This is a genomic window from Pseudomonas syringae group sp. 26L6 (assembly GCF_032587815.1).
In the GTDB taxonomy this organism is placed as follows: Bacteria; Pseudomonadota; Gammaproteobacteria; order Pseudomonadales; family Pseudomonadaceae; genus Aquipseudomonas; species Aquipseudomonas amygdali.
Map to the genome: position 1 here is coordinate 248,429 of NZ_JAWHPJ010000003.1, position 16,836 is coordinate 265,264.

General features: G+C 59.8%; 17 protein-coding genes. 8 read left to right on the forward strand and 9 right to left on the reverse strand.

Annotated features, from left to right (window positions below):
* Positions 1–119: 119 nt before the first annotated feature.
* On the reverse strand, positions 120–692 hold the full coding sequence (mntP, locus tag RYA97_RS01980; protein ID WP_005746742.1) for a manganese efflux pump MntP: 573 nt from the start codon (positions 690–692) through the stop codon (positions 120–122).
* A gap of 278 nt (positions 693–970) precedes the next feature.
* Entirely contained in the window at positions 971–3,571 is a 2,601-nt protein-coding gene (gene acnB, locus RYA97_RS01985; RefSeq protein ID WP_004665908.1) for a bifunctional aconitate hydratase 2/2-methylisocitrate dehydratase, read from the reverse strand.
* Between the two features lie 402 nt (positions 3,572–3,973).
* Between acnB and RYA97_RS01990 the strand changes: the two genes are divergently transcribed.
* From RYA97_RS01990 to RYA97_RS02010, 5 genes are all read left to right on the forward strand, one after another.
* The gene (locus tag RYA97_RS01990) at positions 3,974–4,444 is read left to right on the forward strand and encodes a DUF1289 domain-containing protein (protein WP_002554470.1); all 471 of its coding nucleotides are present in this window, start codon (positions 3,974–3,976) and stop codon (positions 4,442–4,444) included.
* 96 nt (positions 4,445–4,540) lie between these two features.
* Positions 4,541–5,152 (forward strand): tRNA-(ms[2]io[6]A)-hydroxylase, encoded by a 612-nt coding sequence (locus RYA97_RS01995; protein WP_003368536.1) that lies wholly within the window; start codon positions 4,541–4,543, stop codon positions 5,150–5,152.
* Between the two features lie 149 nt (positions 5,153–5,301).
* Entirely contained in the window at positions 5,302–5,790 is a 489-nt protein-coding gene (locus tag RYA97_RS02000; RefSeq protein WP_004659671.1) for a MarR family winged helix-turn-helix transcriptional regulator, read from the forward strand.
* A gap of 76 nt (positions 5,791–5,866) precedes the next feature.
* The gene (locus tag RYA97_RS02005; protein WP_005746740.1) at positions 5,867–7,075 is read left to right on the forward strand and encodes an HlyD family efflux transporter periplasmic adaptor subunit; all 1,209 of its coding nucleotides are present in this window, start codon (positions 5,867–5,869) and stop codon (positions 7,073–7,075) included.
* A 63-nt stretch (positions 7,076–7,138) separates the two neighbouring features.
* Positions 7,139–8,677 (forward strand): DHA2 family efflux MFS transporter permease subunit, encoded by a 1,539-nt coding sequence (locus RYA97_RS02010; RefSeq protein WP_005731352.1) that lies wholly within the window; start codon positions 7,139–7,141, stop codon positions 8,675–8,677.
* Positions 8,678–8,859: 182 nt separating this feature from the next.
* Here the strand turns inward: RYA97_RS02010 and RYA97_RS02015 are convergent, their stop codons facing one another.
* Positions 8,860–10,314, reverse strand: coding sequence for a TrkH family potassium uptake protein (locus RYA97_RS02015; protein ID WP_004665905.1), 1,455 nt, complete (start codon positions 10,312–10,314; stop codon positions 8,860–8,862).
* Between the two features lie 173 nt (positions 10,315–10,487).
* Between RYA97_RS02015 and RYA97_RS02020 the strand changes: the two genes are divergently transcribed.
* The gene (locus RYA97_RS02020) at positions 10,488–11,048 is read left to right on the forward strand and encodes a nitroreductase family protein (protein WP_005781837.1); all 561 of its coding nucleotides are present in this window, start codon (positions 10,488–10,490) and stop codon (positions 11,046–11,048) included.
* Here RYA97_RS02020 and RYA97_RS02025 read toward each other — a convergent pair.
* The 6 genes from RYA97_RS02025 to RYA97_RS02050 form a co-directional block, all read right to left on the reverse strand.
* Complete coding sequence (locus RYA97_RS02025) at positions 11,045–12,394, reverse strand: sensor histidine kinase (protein ID WP_057405024.1); 1,350 nt, start codon at positions 12,392–12,394, stop codon at positions 11,045–11,047. The two genes, RYA97_RS02020 and RYA97_RS02025, sit on opposite strands and share 4 nt — an antisense overlap.
* Positions 12,395–12,480: 86 nt before the next feature.
* Positions 12,481–12,960: a hypothetical protein gene (locus RYA97_RS02030; protein ID WP_005746735.1), complete on the reverse strand. Its 480-nt coding sequence runs from the start codon at positions 12,958–12,960 to the stop codon at positions 12,481–12,483.
* A gap of 109 nt (positions 12,961–13,069) precedes the next feature.
* Positions 13,070–13,747 (reverse strand): response regulator transcription factor, encoded by a 678-nt coding sequence (locus RYA97_RS02035; RefSeq protein WP_002554461.1) that lies wholly within the window; start codon positions 13,745–13,747, stop codon positions 13,070–13,072.
* Positions 13,748–13,754: 7 nt separating this feature from the next.
* A complete protein-coding gene (locus RYA97_RS02040) occupies positions 13,755–14,168 on the reverse strand; it encodes a translation initiation factor 2 (protein WP_004659681.1) in 414 nt (137 codons plus the stop codon).
* Positions 14,169–14,310: 142 nt separating this feature from the next.
* Positions 14,311–14,610, reverse strand: coding sequence for a YciI family protein (locus RYA97_RS02045; protein ID WP_005781842.1), 300 nt, complete (start codon positions 14,608–14,610; stop codon positions 14,311–14,313).
* 1 nt (position 14,611) lies between these two features.
* Positions 14,612–15,208: a septation protein A gene (locus RYA97_RS02050; protein ID WP_002554458.1), complete on the reverse strand. Its 597-nt coding sequence runs from the start codon at positions 15,206–15,208 to the stop codon at positions 14,612–14,614.
* A gap of 65 nt (positions 15,209–15,273) precedes the next feature.
* Here RYA97_RS02050 and RYA97_RS02055 point away from each other — a divergent pair, with 65 nt between their 5' ends.
* Together RYA97_RS02055 and RYA97_RS02060 are read left to right on the forward strand one after the other, a co-directional pair.
* Entirely contained in the window at positions 15,274–16,137 is an 864-nt protein-coding gene (locus RYA97_RS02055; RefSeq protein WP_005754998.1) for a PHP domain-containing protein, read from the forward strand.
* Positions 16,138–16,150: 13 nt separating this feature from the next.
* The gene (locus RYA97_RS02060; RefSeq protein ID WP_002554456.1) at positions 16,151–16,780 is read left to right on the forward strand and encodes an L-threonylcarbamoyladenylate synthase; all 630 of its coding nucleotides are present in this window, start codon (positions 16,151–16,153) and stop codon (positions 16,778–16,780) included.
* Positions 16,781–16,836: the final 56 nt, after the last annotated feature.

Here is a 16,836-nt window from a genome sequence, read left to right on the forward strand (position 1 = left end):
TGGTAACAAATCTTAGTGCCTGAAAGGTTCTGGCTGGTCGGCGGGGGGTGGTGTGAGAGGACGGCGGGTGTGAACCCGCCTCCTACTCGATTCTGCATTTATAGGTCTCGGGCCCTCAATCAGGCCGCCGCAGACAAGTGCTCATAAAGAATCGTTGCGCCAACCACGATCAGCACGATGCCGCCAACGATTTCAGCGCGCTTGCCGACCATGGTGCCGAGCACGCGACCGAGCATCACGCCGATGGTAACCATCACGGTGGTGGCCAGGCCGATAGCCAGCGCTGCGGCCATGATATTGACGTCGACAAACGCCAGGCCTACGCCGACCGCCAGTGCATCGATGCTGGTGGCGAATGCGGTGACTGCCAGTATCCAGAAGGAGTGTGAGCCGGGTTTTTCCTGCTCTTCATCGTCATCGTGCTTGATGCCGTTGTAGATCATGTGCAGGCCCAGCACCAGCAACAAGGTGAAGGCGATCCAGTGGTCCCAGCTTTCAGCAAAGCGGGCAGCGACCTGGCCGATGCCCCAACCGATCACCGGAGTGATGGTCTCGATAGCGCCGAATATCAAACCGGTACGCAACGCTTCGATAAAGCGCGGTTTATGCAGGCTTGCCCCTTTACCAAGGGCCGCAGCAAAGGCGTCCGTGGACATGGCAAGCGCGAGAAAGAGGAGGGAAATCGGGTTCACGGTTATATCCAGTCGGGCTATGAGTCAACGACGCAACCATACGCCCGACTTTAGGCATGGATGCATCGTTGGTCTCGCCAACCAGAAGGTGTCCGCACCACGGCATGCAGCCGAGAATGTTGATGCGAACGCTCAGTGACCGGAGTCAAGAGCAGGCTACTCCCCAACAAGGGCCGCTACTATAGCCATCCGGATGTGAAAAATATATGTACGGGGATGGTTCAAACCAAAAAAACCCCATCACGAGGATGGGGTTCTTTTAACGCCTGCTTTCGTGCTTACACTTGAACGGCCGGGATGTTGGCGTTCGCAGCGGCTTCACGGAACTCGGCGATCTGATCGAAGCTCAGGTAGCGGTACACGTCCGCTGCCATGGTGTCGATCTGGTTGGCATAGCCCATGTACTCTTCGACGGTCGGCAGGCGACCCAGAATCGAAGCAACGGACGCCAGCTCGGCGGAGGCCAGGTAGACGTTCGCGCCGTCACCCAGACGGTTCGGGAAGTTACGGGTCGACGTCGACACTACAGTCGAGTTCGGTTCCACGCGTGCCTGGTTACCCATGCACAGCGAGCAGCCCGGCATTTCCATACGCGCGCCAGCCTTACCGTAGATGCCGTAGTAGCCTTCTTCGGTCAGTTGGTGAGCGTCCATCTTGGTCGGCGGCGACAGCCACAGACGCGTCGGCAGCTGGCCCTTGACCTGATCCAGCAACTTGCCCGCAGCGCGGAAGTGGCCGATGTTGGTCATGCAGGAGCCGATGAACACTTCGTCGATCTTCTCGCCCTGTACCGAAGACAGCAGGCGGGCATCGTCCGGGTCGTTCGGCGCGCAGAGCACAGGCTCTTTGACGTCGGCCAGATCGATTTCGATGATTTCGGCGTACTCGGCGTCCTTGTCTGCTTCCAGCAGCTCCGGGTTGGCAACCCAGGCTTCCATCGCCTGAGCACGACGCTCCAGGGTGCGCGGATCACCGTAACCCTGTTCGATCATCCAGCGCAGCAGGGTGATGTTCGAATTCAGGTATTCAATGATCGGCTCTTTGGCCAGCTTGATGGTGCAACCGGCAGCCGAACGCTCGGCAGAGGCGTCGGACAGCTCGAAAGCCTGCTCGATGCTCAGGTTGTCGAGACCTTCGATTTCCAGGATGCGGCCGGAGAATGCGTTCTTCTTGCCTTTCTTCTCTACGGTCAGCAGGCCAGCCTGAATGGCGTAGTAAGGAATGGCGTGAACCAGGTCGCGCAGGGTGATGCCGGGTTGCATCTTGCCCTTGAAGCGAACCAGGATCGACTCAGGCATGTCCAGCGGCATGACGCCGGTGGCAGCGGCAAACGCCACCAGACCGGAACCGGCCGGGAAGGAGATACCGATCGGGAAGCGGGTGTGCGAGTCGCCACCGGTGCCGACGGTGTCCGGCAGCAGCATGCGGTTCAGCCAGCTGTGGATGATGCCGTCGCCCGGACGCAGGGAAACGCCGCCGCGGGTCATGATGAAGTCAGGCAGCGTGTGGTGCGTCTTGACGTCGATAGGCTTTGGATAGGCTGCAGTGTGGCAGAACGACTGCATGACCAGGTCGGTCGAGAAGCCCAGGCATGCCAGGTCTTTCAGCTCGTCGCGGGTCATCGGGCCAGTGGTGTCCTGGGAACCGACGGTGGTCATCTTCGGCTCGCAGTAGGTGCCAGGACGAACGCCTGCAACGCCGCACGCCTTGCCGACCATCTTCTGCGCCAGGGTGTAACCCTTGGTGCTTTCGGCTGGCTGGTCAGGGGTCTTGAACAGGTCGAACTCAGGCAGGCCCAGTTCGGCGCGCGCCTTGCTGGTCAGGCCGCGACCGATGATCAGCGGAATACGGCCGCCTGCGCGAACTTCGTCGAGCAGCACCGGGGTCTTCATTTCGAAGGTGGTGATGACTTCGTCGCTGTCGTGCTTGCACACCTTGCCGGCGTACGGGTAGACGTCGATCACGTCACCCATGTTGATGTTCGAGACATCGAATTCGATTGGCAGGGCGCCAGCATCTTCCATGGTGTTGTAGAAGATCGGGGCAATCTTGCTGCCGAAGCAGAAACCACCGGCACGCTTGTTCGGCACGTAAGGAACGTCGTCGCCGAAGAACCACAGTACCGAGTTGGTTGCCGATTTACGCGAGGAACCGGTACCGACCACGTCGCCGACGTAGGCAATAGGGAAACCCTGACCGCGCATTTCTTCGATCTGTTTCATCGGGCCGATAGAGCCCTGAACGTCTGGAACGATGCCGTCACGGGCCATTTTCAGCATGGCAAGGGCGTGCAGCGGGATATCCGGACGGGACCAGGCATCAGGTGCCGGGGACAGGTCATCGGTGTTGGTTTCGCCGGTGACCTTGAAGACGCGCAGGCTGATCTTGTCGGCCAGCGTCGGACGCTTCTTGAACCACTCGCCGTCAGCCCAGGACTGCAGGACAGCCTTGGCGTGAACGTTGCCGTTTTTGGCTTTTTCGGCCACGTCGTGGAAGGCATCGAACATCAGCAGGGTGTGCTTGAGCTGTTCGGCGGCGACCGGCGCGAGGGTGGCGTCATCGAGCAGTTCAACCAGGGTGACGATGTTGTAGCCGCCCTGCATGGTGCCCAACAGTTCGGTTGCACGTTTTTTGTCGATCAGGGGAGAAGTGGCTTCGCCCTTGGCCAGGGCAGACAGGAAACCGGCCTTGACGTAAGCGGCTTCGTCAACGCCTGGCGGAACGCGGTTGGTGATCAGATCGACAAGGAAAGCTTCTTCGCCAGCCGGGGGATTCTTCAGCAGCTCGACCAGGCCTGCAGTTTGTTCGGCGTTAAGCGGCTGGGGCACGATGCCCTGGGCGGCACGCTCTTCGATGTGTTTACGGTAGGCTTCAAGCACAGTATTAACCCTCATCAGTGGTCCCAAATGGGTGTCCGGGACGCTCATCCAGAAATCGTCCGTACCCACGCAAGGCTTATTGAGCCTTGTTGGCAGGGTGTCGGCGATTCCTAACAGAAGCTGTTTTCAAAGTTTTACGCCTGCAGAACGGGGGGAGTGACGGTCGACACGGCCATTCTTGATGAGGGAATGGCCTGTCGACGCCGCAATGCGGGGTTAACCTGACTGTGCTCGTGACGCTTTGAAAACAGCTTCCAACGGACATTGGCGCCTTAAAAGGCTCGCTGATTCTACGCCAAAACTTCGCTAAAGGTAAGTTAGCCCCTACATCTTCGGGGGTGAACTTGCTTAGACAAAGGGCTAACATGAGCCCCTGTTTCGCCTTCCCCAGTCCTGCCTGACATGCCTGATTACATTATCAAAACCCCCTGCGTCGGCCTTTGCTCCACTGTTTACGGGGACCTGGTGTGCCGTGGCTGCAAGCGGTTCCACCACGAGGTCATCCACTGGAACGGCTATAACGAGGATGAAAAAAGAGCGGTATGGCTGCGTCTGGAACAATTGCTGGTCCAGGTGATGACTGCCAAGCTTGAAGTCTTCGATGCCGACAAGCTGCGCGCGCAGCTCACCCAGCGCAAGATCCGTTTCGTGCCGCACCAGTCCGAGTATTGCTGGGCCTACCAGTTGATCGCGCGCGGCGCACGGGTCATCAGTCAGGTTGAGGCCTACGGCTTTGTGCTGCTGCCGGAGTTTCGTGACTGGACGCTGCCGGAATTGCGCGATGCTATCGATCGCGAGTTTTTCCTGCTGTCCGAGGCGCATTATCAGCGTTACATCGCACCGGGCTTTCTGCGCGATGCGTTCGGGGCCTGATCAGGCAGACGTCCTTCACTGCATGCATTTGTATCGCGAGGCATCGTCGCTCCTCGTATAATGCCGGGCTTTGTCTCTCTGTCATTCTGTGAGCTTATGTACCCGATCCCCGAAATCGAAGCCTTCCTGCTTTGCCGCACCCCCGACAGTTGGGTTCAGGCCGCGTTGCGCAACCTGGATATCTTGCTGATCGACCATGCGAACAATGAGAAGAAGGCGGCCGGGGCTGCGTTTCAGTTCATGTTTCAGTACAACGACAAGTTCGACCTGTTGAGCAAGATGTCGCGTCTGGCTCGGGAAGAGCTGCGCCATTTCGAGCAAGTGATCAGCATCATCAGAAAGCGCCAGATCCCTATGGCCAACATCAGCTCGGCGCGTTATGCCGGAGCGCTGCGCAAACTTGTGCGCAATCACAATCCTTACCGACTGACCGACGCGCTGATCGTCGGTGCCATTGTCGAGGCCCGTTCCTGTGAGCGCTTCGCTGCGCTGGTGCCTCACCTGGACGAAGAACTGGCCAAATTCTACGGCGGCCTGCTGAAATCCGAAGCGCGGCATTTTCAGGATTATCTCAAGCTGGCTTACAGCTACGGCGACAAGGCTGATGTCGATGCCAAGATCGAGGAAATCCGTCTGGCCGAGCGTGAGCTGATCGAAAGCCCTGACGAAGAGTTTCGCTTTCACAGTGGTGTGCCCGTCGCCGCCTGATTCCCCGCGCGCACCTTCAAAAACGACCGCCTTGCCAGCGGTCGTTTTTTTATGGGTATTTAGTAAGCAAGCTAATAAATGCTTTGACAACGGCTGCCTAGGCAGTAATATTTTGCAATCACTGCCTAGGCAGCTATCTGGATGATTTCTTGAAACATTTCAGTCCCGACAATTTCGATTCCAGCCTGATCGGGCTGCTGGTCGGTCGTACCAATGCGCTCAAAGACCGCATGCTCGACAAATACCTGCTGCCTTATGACGTGACGTTCGCGCAGTTCAAGGTGCTGATCATCATTGCCCAGTTCTCGACCGACACCCCTGTGGAATTGTGTCGTCACCTGTCGCTGGACAGCGGTTCGATGACCCGCATGCTCGATCGTCTGGAGCAGAAAGGGCTGGTCGTGCGCCAGCGGTCAGCGACTGATCGTCGCCAGGTGCGCCTGGCGCTGACGGAGCAGGGGCAGGCGCTCTCTGACCTGCTGCCGCAGATTGGCGCGGACGCCATGAATGACACCTTTGCCGCGCTCGACAGTGATGAGGTCGAGACCCTGACAAGGATTCTCACCAAGGTACTGGTGGCCGCCGATGACCACATCACCCTGACTCGTCTGAGCTTCAACCCCAAAGCTAAAAGCTGAGCGGCAGACCTGTCGGCAGGCGTGCGCCTGCCGCTCGTTCCTGTCTCGCCGCTTCGCTGATAAAAAGGTAACTGCCATGGCCACTGCCGCCACTGAAAACACATCTGCCCCGTCCTCGCAGCAAACGCCGAAGCCCGGCAAGCGCAAGTTCCTGCTGATCGGGCTCGCCGTCATCGTCGTGATTCTTGGTTTGGCCATCTGGGCCTGGTACGAGTTTTACGGCCAATGGAGCGAAGAGACCGACGACGCCTACGTGAATGGCAATGTCGTCGAAATCACCCCGTTGGTTACCGGAACCGTTATCAGCATTGGTGCCGACGACGGCGATCTGGTGCACGAAGGGCAGGTGTTGCTCAAATTCGACCCGAGCGATGCCGAAGTTTCGCTGCAAAGCGCCGAGGCCAATCTGGGTAAGGTTGTGCGTCAGGTGCGTGGTTTGTACAGCAATGTCGATGGCATGAAGGCACAACTGGCTGCGCAGCGCACCGCCGTGCAGACCGCTCAGGAGAACTACAACCGTCGGCGCAGTCTGGCTGCGGGCGGGGCGATTTCCCAGGAAGAGCTGTCGCATTCCAGAGACAGCCTGACCAGCGCGCAAAGTGAGTTGAACAACATTCAGCAGCAGTTGAGCACCAGCGTGGCGCTGGTCGATGACACGGTTGTTTCTTCACATCCCGACGTCAAGGCTGCTGCCTCCCAGTTGCGTCAGGCCTTTCTGGCCAATGCACGCAGTACGCTGGTAGCGCCGGTCACCGGTTATGTGGCCAAGCGCAGCGTGCAACTGGGCCAGCGCATCCAGCCGGGCACCGCGACCATGGCTGTGATCCCGCTGGATCAGTTGTGGATCGATGCCAACTTCAAGGAAACCCAACTGGGCAAGATGCGCATCGGTCAACCAGTGGAGATCAGCTCCGACCTGTATGGCAGCGATGTGAAGTACAGCGGCACCATCGACAGCCTGGGCGCAGGCACCGGCAGTGCCTTTGCGCTGTTGCCGGCACAGAACGCGACGGGTAACTGGATCAAGATCGTCCAGCGTGTGCCGGTCCGTGTACATATCAACCCTGAAGAGCTGGCGAAGCATCCGTTGCGCATCGGTCTGTCGACCACCGTCGAGGTCAATCTGCATGACCAGAGCGGTCCGGTGCTGGCGCAACAGCCGCGCAAGCAGGCCGCTTTCAGCACTCAGGTTTACGCCGCGCAGCTGGCCGACGCTGATGCGTTGATCGCCCGTCTGATTCACGAGAACAGTGCTTCCAGTGGCAAGACTGCCGTTCAGCGCTGAACCGCCAATCCGTGAACCCCGGCCACTTGGCCGGGGTGTCGCACTCGTCTTCAGGGATTTGCGATGAGCAACAACGCCCCCGCTTCTTTTACCCCGCCAAGCCTGTTGCTGTGCACCATCGGTCTGTCGCTGGCGACCTTCATGCAGGTGCTCGATACCACGATTGCCAACGTGGCGTTGCCGACCATCGCCGGCAACCTGGGGGTCAGCTCCGAGCAGAGCACCTGGGTGATTACCTCGTTCGCAGTCAGCAACGCGATTGCCTTGCCGCTGACCGGCTGGCTCAGTCGTCGCTTTGGTGAGGTGAAGCTGTTTCTGTGGGCAACCATTCTGTTCGTGATGGCGTCGTTTTTGTGTGGCATTTCCCAATCCATGCCGGAACTGGTGGGGTTCCGGGCGTTGCAGGGCATGGTGGCCGGTCCTCTGTATCCGATGAGCCAGACATTGCTGATCGCGGTTTATCCTCCGGCGAAAAGGGGCATGGCGCTGGCATTGCTGGCGATGGTGACGGTGGTTGCGCCTATCGCCGGGCCGATCCTCGGTGGCTGGATCACTGACAGTTACAGTTGGCCGTGGATTTTCTTTATCAACATCCCCATCGGCTTGTTCGCTGTGCTGGTGGTGCGTTCGCAGATGGCTAAAAGGCCGGTCAGCACTGCTCATCAACCGCTGGATTACATCGGCTTGCTGGCCTTGATTGTCGGTGTCGGTGCGTTGCAGATAGTGCTCGACAAGGGCAATGATCTGGACTGGTTCGAGTCGAACTTCATCATCTTCGGTTCGCTGATTTCGCTGGTCGCGCTGGTCTTCTTCGTGATTTGGGAAATGACCGACAAGCACCCGATCGTCAACCTGCGGCTGTTTGCCTACCGCAATTTCCGTATCGGTACGCTGGTCATGATCGGCGGCTATTCAGGCTTCTTCGGTATCAACCTGATTCTGCCGCAGTGGTTGCAGACCCAGATGGGCTACACCGCGACCTGGGCGGGGCTGGCCGTCGCGCCGATTGGCATCCTGCCGGTGCTGATGTCGCCCTTTGTCGGCAAGTACGCGCACAAGTTCGACTTGCGTCTGCTGGCAGGGCTGGCGTTTCTGGCGATGGGGCTGAGCTGTTTCATGCGTGCCGGCTTCAATACCGACGTGGATTTCGAGCACGTAGCGATGGTGCAGTTGTTCATGGGCATTGGTGTGGCGCTGTTCTTTATGCCGACCCTGAGCATTCTGCTGTCCGACCTGCCGCCCAATCAGATCGCCGACGGCTCGGGACTGGCGACCTTCCTGCGCACCTTGGGCGGCAGCTTCGCAGCCTCGCTGACCACCTGGATCTGGATCCGTCGCGCCAACCAGCATCATGCTTACCTGAGTGAAAACATCAGCACCTTCGACCCGACAACCCGGCACGCCCTCGACAGCCTGGGCGGCGCGAGCCCGCAGGCTTACGCCCAGCTGGAACGCACTCTCAACGCGCAGGCCTACATGATGTCCACGGTGGATTATTTCTACCTGCTGGGCTGGGTATTTGCGGGGCTGATACTGCTGGTCTGGCTGGCCAAACCGCCGTTTGGTGCCAAGGCGGGGCCAGCGGCGGGGGGCGGGCACTAGTTGCTATGCGCCTGGCTGAACCGAGCCTTGGCCAAACCGCCACAAGCGCTTTTCAACCGCGATGGCACTGACGACGCAGAGTTCGACTGCATTACCACGCGGAGCTTGGGAACGATAGATCAAATGCCGTCTTCGCGAATAAGCGAAGCGTCGCCCGTTCTGCTCCCGCGCCCAGCCAGACCTCAATGCCGCCAGAACGCCGGTACACACAGTACCAGTACGGTAATGATCTCCAGGCGGCCGAGCAGCATGCCGCCGGACAGAATCCATTTGGCAGCATCGGGCAAGGTAGAGAAGTTGCCCGCAGGCCCAATCACCTCGCCCAACCCCGGCCCTACGCCGGATACGGTGCTGGCAGCCCCGGTCAGTGCGGTCATCCAGTCCAGCCCGAGCAGCGACAACATCAATGCGATCAGGCAGATGGTGATGGTGAAGAAAAACGAAAAGGTCAGAATCGAGCGAACGATTTCGTCGTCCAGTCGATGGCCGTTGTATTTCTGCTTCATCACCGCGCGTGGGTGAATCAGTTGATTAAGGTTGGTCTTGAGCAGGATATAGGCGACCTGAAAGCGGAAGATCTTCACCCCGCCCGCCGTCGAGCCCGAGCAGCCGCCGATGAAACCCAGATAGAAGAACAGCATCAGCGAGAAGTTGCCCCACAGGCTGTAGTCGCCGAGTGCAAAACCGGTAGTCGTCACCACCGACGTCACGTTCAGGGCCACGTGACGCAGCGCCTCGGTCCACGGCAGGTCGGTGGTGTTGGCGTACCAGACGGTCATTACCAGCCAGGTGACCAACAGCAGCCCGATCAGCCCCTGCACCTGCTCATCCTTGATCAACGCCTTGCGATTACCGCGCAGGGTCGCGACATACAGGGTAAAGGGCAGGCTGCCGAGGATCATCACCACAATCGCGACCCAATGCACCGCAGGCTGCGGCCACTTGGCCAGCGACAGGTCGGAGGTGGAGAACCCGCCCGTGGAAATGGCCGACATCGCATGGTTGATCGCATCGAACAGGCTCATGCCCGCCGCCCAGAAGGCCAGGCTGCCCAGCGCGGTAAAACCGACGTAGGCCAGCACAATGAACTTGGCCACCATGTGCGAGCGGGGCATGACCTTTTCCGAGCGATCCGACGATTCGGTCTGGAACAGGCGCATGCCACCAATACGCAGCAACGGCAGAATCGCCACGGCCATACCGATAAAGCCGATACCGCCAAGCCAGTGCAGCATCGAACGCCAGATCAGAATACCCGGTGACATGCTGTCCAGATGGCTGAGCACGGTGGAGCCGGTGGCGGTGATGCCTGACATGCTTTCAAAGAACGAATCGGTGTAACTGATGTGCTGGGTCAGCAGAAAGGGCAGGGCGGCGAAAATGCACACCACGATCCAGCTGGAGACGGTCAGCATGTACATGTCCCGCGGGCGCAACTGGACGTTGTCGGGGCGTCCGGGCACCACCAGCGCCAGGCCGGCGATAAAGGTGATGGCGCTGGCCCACAGAAACTCGCGCAGGTCCTCGAAACGGTCGTAGATGACCAGCGTAGCCATAGGCACGATCATGGCGACAGCCAGGGTGATCAGGAAGATGCCGATAATGAAACCGATGATGCGAAAGGTCGGCAACGACATGAATGGCTCGGGCGGGTGTGAGGGAAGGCGCCATTCTACCCGCGCTTGAAGGCATGTAAACCAGTGCAGCCAGGGGCAGGGTTCGACAGAGTGGGTAAGGAATTGTCCGTCGCACTCGTTATTGACGGTAAACAGGCTCTAGAATGCTCGATCACTTTTCAAGGAGACCGCCCATGCAGGCGCTCGACGTTTTGCTCAATCGCGTATCGGTTCCGCGACTGGTCGACCCGGCCCCGGATGCTGCGCAGCGGGAAATCATGTTCGGTGCGGCGCTGCGCTCACCGGATCATGGACAGCTCAAGCCTTATCGTTTCCTGACCGTCGAAGGCCCGGCGCGTGATCGCATGGGCGAGCTGCTGGTGGAAGCGCTGCAGCAAAGTAGCGGTGAGATTACCCCGCAGGCGCTGGAAAAGGCCCGTCTGGGACCGTTGCGCGCACCCTTGGTCGTGGTGGTGATCGCTCGCTTGCAAGACCATTTCAAGGTTCCGCGCTCGGAACAACTGATCACCGCCGGGTGCGCCGCCCACGGCGTGTTGCTGGCGGCATATGCACTGGGTGTCGGCGCGGTCTGGAGGACGGGTGAGCTGTGCTATACGCCACACGTCGCCAAAGGGTTCGGGCTTGAGGCCGACGAAGAGGTAATTGGCTTTCTATACCTCGGCACCCCGCAGAACCCGCCGCGCGAAGCCCCGAAAGTCGACGTTGGCGGGTTTGTCAGCGAGTGGCAAGGCTAAACAGATGATGAGCTGAGCGGTTCTCTGGGCAGATCCAGCGTGGCAATGAAGCCGCCGTCCGGGTGATTGCCCAGTATCAGGCTGCCGCCATGCCGTTCCGCTGCACGTTTTGCAATCGCCAGGCCCAGACCGTGTCCCGGCGTCGTCTGGCCGGGCGCGCGATAAAACGGCTCGCCCAGTTGTGCCAGATGTTCGTCGGCAACCCCCGGGCCATGATCGCGGACGCTCAGACGGACGTAATCGCCGACCTGAGTTGCCTGCAGATCGATGCGCTGACCGGTGGAGTTGAAGCGCAGCGCGTTGCGCAGCAGGTTGTCCAGCGCACGTTCGATCATGTCCGGCCAGCCTTTGAACTGCAGGTTGTCCTGCACCTCGACGCGAATGTTCTGGTCGATACCGTCCAGTTGGGTGTCGTTCTTCAGGCGCTGCAGCAGTGCTTCGAGGTCGACAGGCTCAGGGCCGCGAAGCTCGGCGTCGAGGCGCGCCAGGGCCAGGATCTCGCTGATCAGCGCCTCCAGCCGGTCACACTCACGACCCAACCGTGGCCAGAGCTTTTCACGCTCGGCAGGCTCCGCACGTTCAGCCAGCGCCAGGGCGATGCGCAATCGGGCCAGCGGTGAGCGCAATTCATGAGACACATCGCGCAGCAACTGACGCTGACTGCCAATCAGGCTTTGCAGGCGCGCGCCCATGCGGTTGAAGTCCTTGGCCAGCACGCCGAACTCGTCACGCCGGTTGGCCAGTTGTCCGAGGCTATGCTGTTGATAGCTGGTTTGCCCCAGATCATGCACAGCGCCACGCAGACGGCTCAGCGGTCGGGTGATCGAGAGTGTCACGAACAGGCTGAAAAGGGTCAGCACCACCAGTGCAATGCCCAGCGCACTCAGCGGCCACATCAGGCTCTGGCGGTGCCACTCGTCGAGCTCCGGGTGTGGAACGCGGTAGATGAACAGGTACGTTTCACCGGTTTTCGGGCTGCTGTACTCGGTGGCCAGACGGCGCCAGGGCAGTTTGCGCCCCTGATCGTCGTCTTCCCGCTGCCGCGCTTCCAGCGCGGCTGCGCGCGGCGGGAAGGTGCCACGCACCATCGGCTCGCCGCTGTCGCTGAGCACTTGTGTGTCGATACGATTGCGACGTTTGATCTCCTGAAGAAATTCCTGAGCGTTATCCGCGCCCTTGTCCTCGAAGCGTTGCGTCCACTGCTCGGGCAACGAGTTGAGCACCGGGTGACGACTGAGGATCCACGCATCCTGATTGAGCATGTGCCCCATGAGCACCGACAGGCCGCCTACCAGAGCTATGGCCAGCCAGAAGCTGGCCAGGATTCGCCAGAACAATGAACGCACAGGATTCCCTCGATCTCAATAAAGAAGCCCGGCATGCGCGTGCATGCCGGGTTGTGTTCAGCTTATCGGGCCGCGAGGCCTGATGATTACAGCGTTTTTGCTGCTTTTGCCGCTTTCCAGGCCTTGAACTCGGCCCATTCGGCGCGACGCTCATCTTCTTTCTTCTTGATTTCGTCAAACAGCTTCTGCTGGTCAGGCCTCAGCAGTGCACGAACTTCGCTGTCGGTCTTGGAGCGTTTGGCTTCGATTTCGTCGTGCATTGCTTTCTGGTCGGCAGCAGGCATTTTTTCCAGGTAGCTTTGAGTGATTTCGCGGCGCTCGTGCCGTTGCTCGCGCATCAAGCGTTCGATCTGCTGACGCTGTTCACGTGTCAGGTCCAGCTCAGCCATCGGTCCCATCGGGCCAGGGCCTCGATCCATACGTGGGCCAGGGCCGCGGTCATCACGATCCATGTGCATGGCAGGTGCGTCAGCATCCGGGCCACCGGCAGGTGGCGCTGGTGGTGCGGCCATGGCAATGGTCGGCAGGGCAGTGGCAAACATCAAAGCGATCAGGGTCTTGCGCATTGTGTATCTCCTTGTCTCTAGTGCGGCTCGATGCCGATGAGCCCAGTTTAGGGAGATCAAGGTCAAGCGCAGTCAGCGCTTGGTAAAGCTTGTGTAAGGGGGCAGTTGCTTACAAAGCATAATAATAGCCGCGGCTGCGCAGGGCGACGATGCGTGGACGACCGTCAGCGTGAGGGCCGATTTTCTTGCGCAGGTTGCTGACGTGCATGTCCAGGCTGCGGTCGTAGAGCGTCAGTTTGCGGCCCAGCGCCAGTTGCGCCAGTTCCTGCTTGTCCAGTGGTTCGCCGGGCTGGCGCATCAGTGCTTCAAGCAGACGGCTTTCGGAGACGGTGAGGGTCAGTTCCTTTTCGTCGACACTGACCACGCCGCGCATCGGGCTGAAGGTCAGGTCACCCAGTTCCAGTTGCGTAGACGACGCCACCGGGTGACTGCGACGCAGCACGGCGCGCAGGCGGGCGGTGAGCTCACGCGGGTCGCAGGGTTTTGCCAGGTAGTCATCAGCGCCCAGTTCAAGGCCCAGAATGCGGTCCAGCGGTTCGCCGCGTGCCGAGAGCATGACCACCGGCAGGTCCGGGTGGTCATTGCGCAATTGCTTGAGCAGTTCCAGGCCGCTGCCATCAGGCAGCATCACGTCCAGCACCACGGCCGCCGGAGCTGCATCGGCCAGAGCCTGACGCGCACTGGCCCCGTCGTGACAGGCGCGCACCTGAAAGCCTTCCTGGCTCAGCCAACTGCTCAGCAGTTCGCACAGCTCCTGATCATCATCAATTAGTAACAGCTCGCTCATGACTCACTCAATTTAGCCACTGCCGACGTTGCCTACGCCAACCGCTGACCAATATACCGCACAGAAGGGCGAACATCGCAACGCCACCGCCTGCGACGAACCATTGTTGTTGCTCGGTCAGCAAGCGAGGAGGCGCTGCCGACAGTGCTTCTTTGAGCTGCAACTTGAGCTTTTGGTTCTCCTGGCGCAAACGTGTCAACAAGGCGTTGTCGCGTTCCGGATCGACGTTTTGCAACTGCCGTGTCAGCTCGTCGCGCTGACGCTCGCTGTCCTTGAGCCGCAACTGAAGGTCGGCAATCTGATTGGCGGGGCTGGGCAGGTGCAAAGGCTGCACTGCGCCGCTCTCATTGACCGTCTCGGCGTTCACCTGAAACCCTGTCGCCATCAAAACTGCCAACAGACACCACGTACCTGAACGCATCTGAACTCCCTTTTACCGAGCCGTATAAATTCGCACATTGAGCAGGGTATCGGCAGGGTGTCAGGAAGGATGAGCAAGAGGCGGGGTTCAATACGGCTATGCCTCGGTTGAGGCAGAGCCGTAAGGGTGTCAGAGGAGGTGATCAGGGCAGGACGAGCTTGAATGGCTTGACCACGACATTGGCATAAACGCCTGCCGCAACATATGGATCGGCTTCGGCCCACGCCTTGGCGTCGCTTTGCGATTCAAACTCGGCCACGATCAGGCTGCCGCTGAAACCGGCAGCACCCGGGTCGTTGCTGTCGACTGCCGGGTGTGGGCCGGCCAGCACCAGACGGCCTTCATCCTTGAGCGCGTTTAGGCGCTCAAGGTGTGCCGGGCGCACGCTGAGGCGTTTTTCCAGCGAGTTTTCGACGTCGGTGGCGATGATTGCGTAGAGCATGTCAGTCCTCGGATTTGGTCGTATTGGGTGCGGTGTCGTGCAGATGGCGTGACAGGTAGATCCCCTGGCCGACCAGGAAGATCAGGGTCATGCCCAGACTGCCGAATACTTTGAAGTCGACCCAGAATTCCTGATAGGTGAAGGCCACGTACAGGTTGGCCGCGCCGCAGAACAGGAAGAATACGATCCAGGCGATGTTGAGCCGGGTCCAGATCGCCGCTGGCAGGGTCAATGCGTGGCCCATGATGCGCTGGATAAGCGGGCGGTCACCGATGAAATGACTGCCGGCGAAAGCCACGGCAAATAGCCAGTTGACCACCGGGGCTTTCCATTTCAGGAAGGTTTCGCTGTGGAAGGCCAGTGTCAGACTGCCAAACACCAGACAGGCGACCAGTGTGAGCCACTGGCTTTTTTCCAGCTTGCGCTGTTTGAGGTAAAGAATGCCGTAGACCACCACCGAACTGATGATCAGCATCGCCGTTGCGCTGAAAATGCCGCCTACCATATAGGTATTGCCGAGGATATCCACGGCACGCGGCTCGGTTTTGTAAACGATGAAAAACAGGAGCAGCGGGATGAAGTCGATGAATTGTTTCACAATGGCAGCCAGAAGCAGGATGTGGCGGCATAATAACAAACATCAATGAACACGAAAGCACCACTATGAATGTTGACCTGCACTGCCACAGCACCGCTTCCGACGGGGCGCTCTCGCCCACGGCACTGGTTGCCCGTGCTCATGAAAACGGCGTGCGCGTCCTGTCGCTGACCGACCACGACACCCTCGAAGGGCTTGAAGAAGCCCGCGCGGTAGCGCATTCATTGGGCATGCAGCTGGTCAACGGGGTGGAGCTGTCCTGCACCTGGGGCGGTGCGACCATCCATATTCTGGGCTATGGATTCGATACCCAGGCCCCGGCGCTGACTGAAGCTATCAGCCGTTTGCATGAGGGACGCTGGCTGCGTGCTGAAGAAATCAGCCGCAAATTGGCGATCAAAGGTATGCCTGGCGCGCTGGAAGGCGCTCGCGCGATCCAGCAGGAGCTGGGTGACAGCGGTAATGCGCCTGCGCGTCCACACTTTGCTGACTTCATGGTGCGCGCAGGTTTCGTCAAGGACCGCGCCGAGGCGTTTCGCAAATGGCTGGGTGCTGGCAAACTGGGCGATGTGAAGCAGCACTGGCCAACGCTGGAAGAAACCGTCGCCACCTTGCGGGCATCGGGTGCATGGGTCAGCCTCGCGCATCCTTCACATTATGACTTTACTCGCAGTAAACGGCGTAAACTGGTCGGCGATTTCGTCCAGGCCGGTGGGCACGCCATAGAAGTGGTCAATGGCATGCAGCCTGCCGATCAGGTTGGGACCCTTGCCATCCTTGCACGCGAGTTCGGTCTGCTGGTTACTGCCGGCAGCGACTTCCACGGTCCTGGCAACTGGGGCGAGATCGGCACTTATCGTCCCGTGCCTGAAGATCTACCGCCTTTGTGGTGCAGATTCAAACATGAACAGCCTACTGCCGCCGTCTGAACAGGAAGTTACCGTGAGTCAATTTTTCCAGGTCCATCCGGAAAACCCGCAGCCGCGCCTGATCAAACAGGCCGCGGAAATCATAAAAGCCGGCGGGCTGGTGGTGTACCCGACAGATTCGTCCTATGCGCTGGGTTGCCAGATCGGTGACAAGAGCGCCATCGAGCGTATCCGCCGTCTGCGTCAGCTGGACGACAAGCACAACTTCACCCTGATGTGCTGCGACCTGTCGCAACTGGGGCTTTTTGCCAAGGTCGACACCGGCGCTTTCCGCGCACTCAAGGCGCACACGCCGGGGCCGTACACCTTTATTCTCAACGCCACTCGCGAGGTGCCGCGCCTGGTGCTGCACCCCAAGCGCCGCACCATCGGCCTGCGCGTGCCGAGCCACCCCATTGCCCAGGCCTTGCTCGAGCAATTGGGCGAGCCGCTGATGAGCGTCAGCCTGATCATGCCGGGTGACACTGTGCCGCTCAGCGATCCTTACGAGATGCGCCAGATTCTTGAGCATCAGGTGGACCTGATCATTGATGGCGGGATCGGCGGTATTTCGGCGTCCACAGTCATCAACCTGGCTGGCGGAGAGCCAGAAGTGGTTCGGGTTGGCTGCGGTGATCCAACGCCGTTCGGTGAACGCGCTTAATGACCGTCGTCGAGTCCGTCGACAGCCAGGCAGACGCCCAGCAGGAGCTGCCGTTC